The 9,940-nt window shown below is 61.2% G+C and carries 9 protein-coding genes and 1 tRNA gene; 4 read left to right on the top strand and 6 right to left on the bottom strand.

The features are described from left to right. Nucleotides 1-7 precede the first annotated feature (7 nt). Together BUB78_RS03765 and BUB78_RS03770 are read right to left on the bottom strand one after the other, a co-directional pair. Nucleotides 8-1,582: a Re/Si-specific NAD(P)(+) transhydrogenase subunit alpha gene (locus BUB78_RS03765; protein WP_073195176.1), complete on the bottom strand. Its 1,575-nt coding sequence runs from the start codon at nt 1,580-1,582 to the stop codon at nt 8-10. Nucleotides 1,583-1,709: 127 nt separating this feature from the next. Further along, on the bottom strand, nt 1,710-2,159 hold the full coding sequence (locus tag BUB78_RS03770; RefSeq protein WP_245813347.1) for a methyltransferase family protein: 450 nt from the start codon (nt 2,157-2,159) through the stop codon (nt 1,710-1,712). A gap of 86 nt (nt 2,160-2,245) precedes the next feature. Between BUB78_RS03770 and BUB78_RS03775 the strand changes: the two genes are divergently transcribed. Further along, nucleotides 2,246-2,998 (top strand): SDR family NAD(P)-dependent oxidoreductase, encoded by a 753-nt coding sequence (locus tag BUB78_RS03775; RefSeq protein WP_073195179.1) that lies wholly within the window; start codon nt 2,246-2,248, stop codon nt 2,996-2,998. A 424-nt stretch (nt 2,999-3,422) separates the two neighbouring features. On the opposite strand, the gene BUB78_RS03780 is transcribed toward BUB78_RS03775, so the two are convergent. The 3 genes from BUB78_RS03780 to BUB78_RS03790 form a co-directional block, all read right to left on the bottom strand. Then, nucleotides 3,423-3,509, bottom strand: a tRNA-Leu gene (locus tag BUB78_RS03780). Nucleotides 3,510-3,615: 106 nt separating this feature from the next. Then, nucleotides 3,616-4,173 carry a tetratricopeptide repeat protein gene (locus BUB78_RS03785; protein WP_073195181.1) on the bottom strand — a complete coding sequence of 186 codons (558 nt, stop codon included), beginning with the start codon at nt 4,171-4,173 and terminating at the stop codon, nt 3,616-3,618. Nucleotides 4,174-4,205: 32 nt separating this feature from the next. Beyond that, the gene (locus tag BUB78_RS03790) at nt 4,206-4,685 is read right to left on the bottom strand and encodes an Lrp/AsnC family transcriptional regulator (RefSeq protein WP_073195183.1); all 480 of its coding nucleotides are present in this window, start codon (nt 4,683-4,685) and stop codon (nt 4,206-4,208) included. A gap of 105 nt (nt 4,686-4,790) precedes the next feature. Between BUB78_RS03790 and putA the strand changes: the two genes are divergently transcribed. From putA to BUB78_RS03805, 3 genes are read left to right on the top strand one after another with little or no spacing between them, the layout of a single operon-like run. Further along, nucleotides 4,791-8,222: a bifunctional proline dehydrogenase/L-glutamate gamma-semialdehyde dehydrogenase PutA gene (putA, locus tag BUB78_RS03795; RefSeq protein WP_073195186.1), complete on the top strand. Its 3,432-nt coding sequence runs from the start codon at nt 4,791-4,793 to the stop codon at nt 8,220-8,222. Between the two features lie 31 nt (nt 8,223-8,253). Beyond that, the gene (locus BUB78_RS03800) at nt 8,254-9,000 is read left to right on the top strand and encodes a rhomboid family intramembrane serine protease (protein WP_073195188.1); all 747 of its coding nucleotides are present in this window, start codon (nt 8,254-8,256) and stop codon (nt 8,998-9,000) included. After that, the gene (locus BUB78_RS03805; protein ID WP_073195190.1) at nt 8,997-9,350 is read left to right on the top strand and encodes a GFA family protein; all 354 of its coding nucleotides are present in this window, start codon (nt 8,997-8,999) and stop codon (nt 9,348-9,350) included. Before BUB78_RS03800 ends, BUB78_RS03805 begins: the two co-directional genes overlap by 4 nt. Here the strand turns inward: BUB78_RS03805 and BUB78_RS03810 are convergent. Next, a partial coding sequence (locus BUB78_RS03810; protein ID WP_073195192.1) for an IS3 family transposase occupies nt 9,347-9,940 on the bottom strand: 594 nt, incomplete at its 5' end. The genes BUB78_RS03805 and BUB78_RS03810 overlap by 4 nt on opposite strands.

Consider the following 9,940-nt stretch of genomic DNA (forward strand, 5'->3'; position numbering starts at 1 on the left):
TGCCCCCTTACGATTTCTGGAACATGGCGAGCATGCGCCGTGTGACCATGAAACCGCCGAATATGTTGATACCGGCCATGAAGACCGAGAGCGCGGCAAGCAAAATCACGAGAAAAGACCCCGATCCGATCTGCATCAGCGCGCCAAGAATGATGATCGACGAAATCGCATTGGTGACCGCCATCAGCGGCGTATGCAGCGAATGCGACACGTTCCAGATCACCTGGAAGCCAACAAAAACCGCCAGCACGAAGACGATGAAGTGCTGCATGAAGCTGGCCGGGGCGACAAGCCCCACACTCAAAAGCAGGACAGCACCGACGACGAGCAAGGTAACCTGGTTCTTGGTCTGCGCCTTGAAGGCGGCCATTTCCTTGGCGCGCTTTTCCTCGGGTGTCAGCGCCTTTGGCGTTTCCTTCTTGGGCTGCGCGGCAATCGCGGCCACCTTGGGCGGTGGCGGCGGGAAGGTGACGGCGTGGTCATGGGTCACGGTTGCGCCCCGGATCACGTCGTCTTCCATGTTGTGATTGACCACACCGTCCTTGTCCGGCGTGAGGTCTGTCATCATGTGACGGATGTTGGTGGCATAAAGGCTGGAGGCTTGCGCCGCCATCCGGCTGGGAAAATCGGTATAGCCGATGATCGTCACGCCATTATCGGTGACGATCTTCTCGTCCATCACGGTCAGCTTGCAGTTGCCGCCCTTTTCCGCCGCCAGATCGACAATCACCGAGCCGCGCTTCATCGAGGCGACCATGTCTTCGGTCCAAAGCTCGGGCGCTTCGCGGTTCGGAATAAGCGCCGTGGTGATCACGATATCGACCTCGGGGGCCAATTCGCGGAACTTGGCAAGCTGCGCCTCGCGGAATTCCGGCGAGGATACAGAGGCATAACCACCCGTGGCGGCGCCGTCCTTGGCCTCTTCCTCGAAATCAAGATAGACGAACTCTGCGCCCATGCTCTCGACCTGCTCGGCCACTTCGGGGCGCACGTCGAACGCATAGGTGATCGCGCCAAGCGATGTCGAGGTGCCGATCGCGGCCAGACCGGCAACGCCGGCGCCGACCACAAGAACCTTCGCCGGGGGCACCTTGCCCGCCGCCGTGATCTGGCCGGTGAAGAAGCGGCCAAAGTTGTTGCTGGCCTCGATCACGGCGCGATAGCCGGCGATATTCGCCATCGAGCTGAGCGCATCCATCTTCTGGGCGCGGCTGATGCGGGGCACCATTTCCATCGCCACAACGGTCGCGCCCTTGTCGGCCGCCATCTTGAGCTGCTTTTCGTTGCCACCGGGATTGAAGAACGAAATCAGGGTCTGGCCTTCGCTCAGCCGCTTGACCTCGGTATCGGTGGGGACGCGCACCTTGGCGACGATATCGCTGTTTTTCCAAAGCGCCGCGGCGGTCTTGACGATTTCCACCCCCGCCTCTTGATAGGCCTCGTCCGAAAACCCGGCGCGCACGCCAGCCCCGGTCTCAATCGCGCAGCTATGGCCGAGTTTCTGCAGTTGCAGGGCCGATTCGGGCGTCATGGCCACCCGATTTTCGCCCTCAAGCACTTCCTTTGGCGTTCCGATCTTCAATGCTGTGTCCCCCTCTGGCAGATCACGTATCCTGTGGCACCGCGTTTTGCAGGTGCCGGTTTCCTATTCCCGAAGGTCGTTATTTCACACAAAACCGTGAGATGCGACACCAAGATTGTCGCGCCTGTCAGACCCAACGCCGGGTTTTGTCACAATATTTGGCAAAATCCATCCGAAACTTTCGTCTTAGCCGGTTTTCTTCGGGGATAATGAAGCGTTTTTCAATGATCCAGACGAAGACGGGAATCAGTGGCAGCGCCAAAACCGCGTCCCATCGCAGGATAAGCCCGGTCAGGATCAGAGCATCCCCAAGGTAAATCGGATTGCGCGAGCGGGTGAAAATCCCCGACTGAATCAGCCGCTCTGCCTCTTGATGTGGCACGATGGTGGTGCGGTGGCGGCGAAACTCTGCGGCGGCCAGCACGATCAGCAACAGCCCCCCACCAACCAACAGCCCCCCGACAAGATCAGACCACGCCCCGCCGAAATCAAGCCACATTGGCAGGTAAGTGGCCTGCGCCCACGCCAGGCCCAAAAACGCCACAAGCCAGACCGGCGGCATATCAATCCATTTCAACACGATTCTTTCCCCTGTGATCGCCGCGCGGCGGTTGCCAGTTTACGGCAGAGCGTTAGAGTAACGCCAGATATGACGGAGGCAAGATGACACTAAGCGGAAAACACGCGCTGATCACCGGCGGCGGAAGCGGCATCGGCCTTGCGATTGCCCGCGCTCTGGCCGGGGCCGGCGCAGAGGTCACCATCACCGGGCGGCGCGAAAGCGTGCTGCAAAGTGTCGCCGGAAACGGGCTTTACCCGCTGGCGATGGATGTCAGCGACGAAGCGCAGGTTGTGGCAGGCGTGGCGCGGGCCGTGGCCGAACGTGGCCCGGTCCAGATTTGCATCCCCAATGCCGGCATCGCCGAGGGGCGCGCGCTGCACAAGACCGACGCGGCCTTCTGGCGTCAGGTGATGGGCACCAACCTTGACGGCGCATTCTACACGGTGCGCGAATGTCTGGGCGGCATGCGCGGCACCGATTGGGGCCGGGTGATCGCGATTTCCTCGATTGCCGGGCTCAAGGGCCTCAAGGGCGCGGCTGCCTATTCGGCCAGCAAACACGGCATGGTCGGCCTGATCCGCGCACTCAGCGAGGATTACCTCGGCACGCCCTTCACCTTCAACGCGATCTGCCCGGGCTATGTGGATACCGACATCATTAGCCGCAACGTCAGCGCCATTTCCGAGCGCGCCGGCGTAAGCACCGACGAGGCCCGCGCCATGATGGTCAGCGCCAACCGCCACAACCGCCTGATCGCGCCTGATGAGGTCGCGCAGGCCGTGCTCTGGCTCTGTGGTCCGGGATCACAAAGCGTCAACGGCCAGGCCATCGAGATCGCGGGCGGGCAATTTTGAGGGGACGTAGGGCGGCAACGCACCGCTGGCCTTAACCAACTATATCTTAAATGACCTTCCAAAGCTGGTTTTAAGCGATGAGAGAGCTTGCGACAATCAGGAGCTTTCGTGCGACGGCGACCAGGAGAACCCTATGGCGGTTTCCTTTGTCGCGCAGGCGTCCAGATCTTTCAGAGACCCGCCCAGGACTCACCCTGACTACATACTGCCCGAAGTCAGATGCACTGATCTTTGGAGCCGGTGGCTATAGTAATTGTTGCCCTCACGACGAACCGCCTGTGCCGGTTTCTATGCCATTTGTCTCTCCGGGTGGTTATTGGCCCTCAGACAACAAATATTTTTCGGAAGAAGGTGGTGCGGGTGAGAGGAAAAAACTCGAACCAAACCGGCCTCAAGTAGCCGAAGGCGGTAGGCCACTTGAAAATGGTGCGGGCGGTGGGACTCGAACCCACACGGGCACAGGGCCCAACAGATTTTAAGTCTGGTATGTCTACCATTCCATCACGCCCGCATCAGGACGCGGCCGAAACATAGCCGCTTTCGCGCGGGTGTAAAGCGAATGCGCGCCCGGTCTGGCGCGGCGCGCACGCAAGAGCGCGACAAGCCGCAACCGCCGCCTATAATTCTTTCTCGGCCGCCTCTAGTGCGCCCAGAAGATGCCGCTCGGACAGCCACGGGTTCAGCTCAAGCGCCGCGCGCAGGATCAAGGCGGCTTCGCCCGGACGGTCCAGCGCCATAAGGGTCATCGCCTGCCCGGTCATCGCCGCGATGTGGCGCGGTGACAGCGCCACTGCGCGTTCAAGATCAGGCAGCGCCGCGCTGTAATCCTGACGGATAAAATTGACGAAGGCGCGCTGATTATAGCCCTCGGCATAGGCGGGGCAGTAGGCCACAAGCGCATCAAAGGCCGTGACCGCACCTTCGAAATCATAAGCGGCGCGCCGGGTCATGCCCTCGTCCAGAAGGCCCTGGGCATAGTCATCCGGCGCATCGGCCCAATATTGCCACATCTCATTTGAAATGATCCGCCCTGCGGTCTCATTCGGGGCGGATTGCGCGGCGCTGATCAGCTCGTTCATTTCCGCGCGATGATCGGGGGCCTCGGGGCATGTCTCGACCGCAAGCGGTGCGCCCGCAAGCCCGATCATGCCAATTGCCAGAACCAGATGCTTCATGACTCATTATTATGGGGCATGCCCCGGATTGGTCAAATCACATCGGACACGGCGTTTTCCTTGACCGCCTGCATCGCCACATAAGTCGAGGTATTGGCAAGATGCGGCAGGGTCGAAATATGGTCTGCCAGAACCCGGCGATAATCGCTCATGCTCTGAGTGCGGATCTTCATCAGATAGTCGAAATTTCCGGCGATCAGATGCACCTGTTCGATCTCGGGGATTTTCGACACCGCCGCATTGAATTCGGCCAGGGCCGCCTCGCGGGTATCATGCAAGCGGACCTCGACGAAACTGACATGGTCAAGCCCAAGGCGGATCGGATCAAACAGTGCCCGATAGCCGGTGATCACCCCGTCGCGTTCAAGCCGGCGCAAGCGTGCCTGCGTCGGCGATTTCGATAGCCCGATTTCGCGCGCAAGCTCGGTCACGCTGATCCGCCCGTCGCCCGCCAGAACCCTTAGAATCGCCCGGTCGAACCTGTCCAGATCGCTCTGTTCGGTTTGGTCCATCTTTCGCTCCAATATGATGCGTTTGACCTGATAATTATGTATAATCGGGAAAAGTAACTTAATCAATCATGCTATCTTAGGCCATCTTAGCCAAGGGGACCCTTCATGCCATATGACACCGACATGCGCCGCGCCATTGATCTGGCAACCTATGCTGACGAAGGCGAAACCCTTGCCCGTCTGACCGGAATCGCCGCGCTGTCCGAAGCGGACCGCAAGAGCATCTGTGCCCGTGGCGCGCAACTGGTCCGCGATATCCGGGGCCAGTCGAACCCCGGCCTGATGGAAGTGTTTCTGGCCGAATACGGTCTGTCAACCGACGAAGGCATCGCCCTGATGTGTCTGGCCGAGGCGCTCTTGCGCGTCCCGGATGCAGAAACCATCGACGCCCTCATTGAGGATAAGATCGCGCCGTCGAACTGGGGCAAGCACATGGGCCATTCGACCTCATCCTTGGTCAATGCCTCGACCTGGGCCCTGATGCTGACCGGCAAGGTTCTCAAGGAAGACGCCCCCGGCCCCGTCGGCCACCTGCGCAGCGCGATCAAACGCCTGGGCGAGCCGGTGATCCGCACCGCCGTGGCCCGCGCCATGAAGGAAATGGGCCGCCAGTTCGTTCTTGGCGAGAACATCCGCTCGGCCATGGACCGCGCCGCCAACATGGAGAAAAAGGGCTATTCCTATTCCTATGACATGCTTGGCGAGGCCGCGCGCACCGATGGCGACGCCACCCGCTATCACCTGAGCTATAGCCGCGCGATCACCGCGATTGCCGATGCCTGCACCAATGCCGATATCCGCGACAATCCCGGCATCTCGGTCAAGCTTTCGGCGCTGCATGCCCGCTATGAAGAGGCCCAGCACGAGCAGGTGATGGAAATCCTCGTGCCGCGCCTGCGCAGCCTCGCGCTGCTGGCGAAATCCGCTAGGATGGGCCTTAACATCGACGCCGAAGAGGCCGACCGCCTGTCGCTGTCGCTTGATGTGATCGAAACCGTTCTCGCCGAGCCCGCCCTTGCGGGCTGGGACGGGTTTGGCGTCGTGGTTCAGGCCTATGGCCACCGCGCCAGCCACGTTCTTGACCACCTCTATGGCCTCGCCACCCGGCTTGATCGCAAGATCATGGTCCGCCTCGTCAAGGGCGCCTATTGGGACACCGAAATCAAACGCGCCCAGGTTGAGGGCATCGAGGGCTTTCCGGTCTTCACCTCAAAGGCCGCGACCGACGTGAGCTATATCGCCAATGCGCGCAAACTCCTGTCGATGACCGACCGGATCTATCCGCAATTCGCAACCCATAACGCCCATACCGCTGCCGCCATTCTGGAAATGGCCACCGATAAATCCACCTTCGAATTCCAGCGCCTGCACGGCATGGGCGAGGCTCTGCACGACATCATCCTGAAGGGCGAGAAAACCCGCTGTCGCATCTATGCGCCGGTTGGGGCGCATCGCGATCTGCTGGCCTATCTGGTGCGTCGCCTGCTGGAAAACGGTGCCAATTCAAGCTTTGTGAACCAGATCGTCGATGAAGAGGTCGCCCCCGAGGTGGTCGCGCGCGATCCGTTTGACGCGGTCAACGACCCGCCCGCCGATCTGGCCACCGGCCCTGACCTGTTTCAGCCAGAGCGCCCCAATTCGCGCGGCTTTGATCTTCACCACCGCCCGACGCTTGACGCGGTGATCAAGGCGCGCGACGCCTTTGCCACCCATAAATGGAGTGCCACCGCGCTTGTCGCGGGCAAGGCGAAAGCCAACGCAGCGGTGCGCGTCGACAACCCCGCCGATCCCGCCGACAGCCCCGGCACCGTCGCCCCGGCAAGCGCCGCCGAGATCGAAACCGCCCTGTCATCGGCAAAGCCCTGGGATGCCGCCCCGACCGAGCGCGCCCGCGTTCTCAACAAGGTCGCCGACCTTTATGAGAAAAACTTTGGCGAGATTTTCGCCATCCTGTCGCGTGAGGCCGGCAAATCCATCCCCGATGCGGTGGCCGAACTGCGCGAAGCGGTGGATTTCCTGCGCTATTACGCCGCCAACGCCCCCGAGGCCCCGGCGGTTGGCACCTTCACCTGCATCTCGCCGTGGAACTTCCCGCTGGCGATCTTCAGCGGCCAGATTGCGGCGGCGCTTGCCACGGGCAACGCGGTTCTGTCGAAACCCGCCGAGCAGACCCCGATCATCGCCCATCTGGCGATCTCGCTGATGCACAAGGCCGGCGTGCCCAAAACCGCGCTTCAGCTTTTGCCCGGAGCGGGCGAGGTTGGCGCGGCGCTCACCTCTGATGCGCGCGTCGGCGGGGTGGCCTTTACCGGGTCGACCGGCACGGCGATGAAAATCCGCGCTGCCATGGCCGAAAACCTCGCGCCCGGCGCGCCGCTGATTGCCGAAACCGGCGGTCTCAATGCGATGATCGTCGATTCCACCGCCCTGCCCGAACAGGCGGTGCAGGCGATCGTTGAATCCGCCTTTCAATCGGCCGGTCAGCGCTGTTCCGCGCTGCGCTGTCTTTATGTGCAGGAGGATATCGCCGAGGATTTCATCAAGATGCTTAAGGGCGCGATGGACGTGCTTTGCGTCGGCACGCCCTGGCATATCTCGACCGATTGCGGCCCGGTGATCGACGAAACCGCGCGCCAGGGCATTGCCGATCATATCCAGAAGGCCCGCGCCGAAGGCCGCCTGATGCACGAGCTGATGACACCGAATGCCGGCACCTTCATCGCCCCCAGCCTGATCAGCGTTGGCGGCATCGAATATCTTGAGCGCGAAATCTTTGGCCCGGTCCTGCATCTGGCAACCTTCAAGGCCAAGCATCTTGACCGGGTGATTGATGCGATCAACGCCACCGGTTATGGGCTGACCTTTGGCCTGATGACCCGGATCGACGACCGCGTGCAACACGTGACCGAGCGGGTGCATGCCGGCAACATCTATGTGAACCGCAACCAGATCGGCGCCATCGTCGGCAGCCAACCCTTTGGCGGCGAAGGGCTTTCCGGGACTGGCCCCAAGGCCGGCGGACCACATTACCTGACCCGCTATACCGCGCGCCCGGCAACGCCGGTTGATGCCGAATGGTCCGGCGCAATGGCAGCCAAGGACGCGCAGACCGCCCTTGAACGCACCAACGCCGTGCCCGGCACCCCGCGTCAGGACATCATTTTGCCGGGGCCCACCGGCGAGTCCAACCGCCTGACCACCCGCGTGCGCCCTGCGCTGTTGTGCATGGGGCCGGGGGAAAAGGCCGCCGCAGAACAGGCCAAGGCCGTCACCGATCTTGGCGGTGTCGCGGTTCAGGCCACAGGCGCGCTTGACCCCGAAGCGCTCGTGTCTCTTGCCGGGCTTTCTGGCGCAATCTGGTGGGGCGATGCCGAGACCGCCCGCGCCTATGCCCTCGCACTCAGCAAACGCGAGGGGCCGATCATGCCGCTGATCACCGGCATGCCCGACACCGGCCATGCCCTGCATGAACGCCACGTCTGCGTCGATACGACGGCGGCGGGCGGCAACGCCGAACTCCTGGGCGGCATGGCTTGACCTTACCACGGCATGGGGCCAACGTGGCCCCATGTTCCCGATCCGCGACCATAACCCCTCGGGGCGCACGCCCTATGTGACCTATGCGCTGATTGCCCTCAACGTGGTGATCTTCATCGGCTACTGGCCCCTGTTCAGCGATGCCCGCGCGCTCAATCTGTTCTTTTACGACTGGGCCATGATCCCGGCGCGCGTCACTCAAACCGGCGAATATTCGGGCCTTCTGACCTCCTTGTTTCTGCATGGCTCGGTGATGCATCTTCTCGGCAACATGCTGTTTTTGTGGATTTTCGGCGACAACATGGAGGACCGGATGGGCCACATGGCCTATCTCGCCTTTTATCTTGCCTCGGGCGTGGGTGCAGGCCTTGCACAGCTTGCCTCCGAACCCGCCTCAATGGTGCCCACCGTCGGGGCCTCGGGGGCGATTGCGGGCGTGATGGGCGGCTATCTTTTGCTGTTTCCGCGCGCGCGGGTGGATATCCTGATCATCTTCATCGTGTTTTTCCGCATCATCACCATTCCCGCCGCGATTCTTCTGATACTGTGGTTTGCGATCCAACTGTTCAGCGGCATCGGCGCAGACCTGAGCAGTGGCGGCGTCGCCTATTGGGCACATGCGGGCGGCTTCGTGATCGGCGGCGCCCTGACCATACCTTTGTTCCTTCGCCTTGGCGGGCGGCGCTTCTGGGATATGACGCACGGGCAGCCGCCCCATCCCGAAGCGCGCTACGCCCACCGGCACACCTCCATTCCCCCTGTAAGGCCGAAACGATGACACAGCCCCACAAAGCCAGCTGCCACTGCGGCGCAGTCGAACTGCGCGTGACTCTCTCGGAAGGGCTTGCAAGCGCGCGCCGCTGCGATTGCAGCTTCTGCCGCAGGCGCGGCGCCGCTGCCGTCACGGCCCCGCTTTCCGGGCTCAAAGTGACCAAAGGCGCCGAAAACCTGACCCTTTATCAATGGGGCACTGGCACGGCGAAACACTATTTCTGCAAAAGCTGCGGGATTTATACCCACCATCAGCGCCGATCAAATCCGAACGAATATGGCATCAACCTTGGAGAGGTGGTCCTAGATTTCCGACCAGTTTGCAGCCTTGTTAAGATGGATCATGGTTTCATTTAGGCTGCCAATCTCATTGGTTCTGTATTGCTGGCATAGGCCTCATCGGGGGTCAATATGCCGTGGGTCGAATGTGGGCGCTCAGAGTTGTAGTAGGCCAGCCATTTGCCGATCCCAGTCCGCATTTCAGAACCTGTCTCAAAAGCATTCAGATAAACGCATTCATACTTAAGCGATCGCCATAGGCGTTCGATCATGCGATTGTCACGCCATGCGCCTTTGCCGTCCATGCTGATCTTGATCTTTGCGTCCGTCAGCACGTCGATCCACGCACCGCTGGTAAATTGGCTGCCCTGATCGGTGTTGAAGATTTCCGGCGTGCCGTGCGTGGCCAAAGCCTCTTTCAGGGCCTCGACGCAAAAGTCCGCGTCCATACTGTTTGACAGCCGCCAGGCTAGCACCTTGCGGCTGTGCCAATCCATGATCGCCACGAGGTAGAGGAACCCACGGCGCATTGGGATGTATGTAATATCTGCGCACCAAACTTGATTGGGGCGGTCAATCACCGCATTCCTCAGCAAGTAAGGCCAGATCTTGTGCTGCGAGTGCTTCTTACTTGTGTTGGGTTCCTGATAAATCGGAACCAACCGCAT

This window comes from Roseovarius marisflavi (assembly GCF_900142625.1).
GTDB lineage: Bacteria > Pseudomonadota > Alphaproteobacteria > Rhodobacterales > Rhodobacteraceae > Roseovarius > Roseovarius marisflavi.

Bases quoted from the DNA above. Each gene is read 5' to 3' on its own strand.
- putA (WP_073195186.1), top strand. From the start codon at position 4,791: ATGCCATATGACACCGACATGCGCCGCGCCATTGATCTGGCAACCTAT.
- BUB78_RS03800 (WP_073195188.1), top strand. From the start codon at position 8,254: ATGTTCCCGATCCGCGACCATAACCCCTCGGGGCGCACGCCCTATGTG.
- BUB78_RS03790 (WP_073195183.1), bottom strand. From the start codon at position 4,685: ATGGACCAAACCGAACAGAGCGATCTGGACAGGTTCGACCGGGCGATT.
- BUB78_RS03805 (WP_073195190.1), top strand. From the start codon at position 8,997: ATGACACAGCCCCACAAAGCCAGCTGCCACTGCGGCGCAGTCGAACTG.
- BUB78_RS03785 (WP_073195181.1), bottom strand. From the start codon at position 4,173: ATGAAGCATCTGGTTCTGGCAATTGGCATGATCGGGCTTGCGGGCGCA.
- BUB78_RS03775 (WP_073195179.1), top strand. From the start codon at position 2,246: ATGACACTAAGCGGAAAACACGCGCTGATCACCGGCGGCGGAAGCGGC.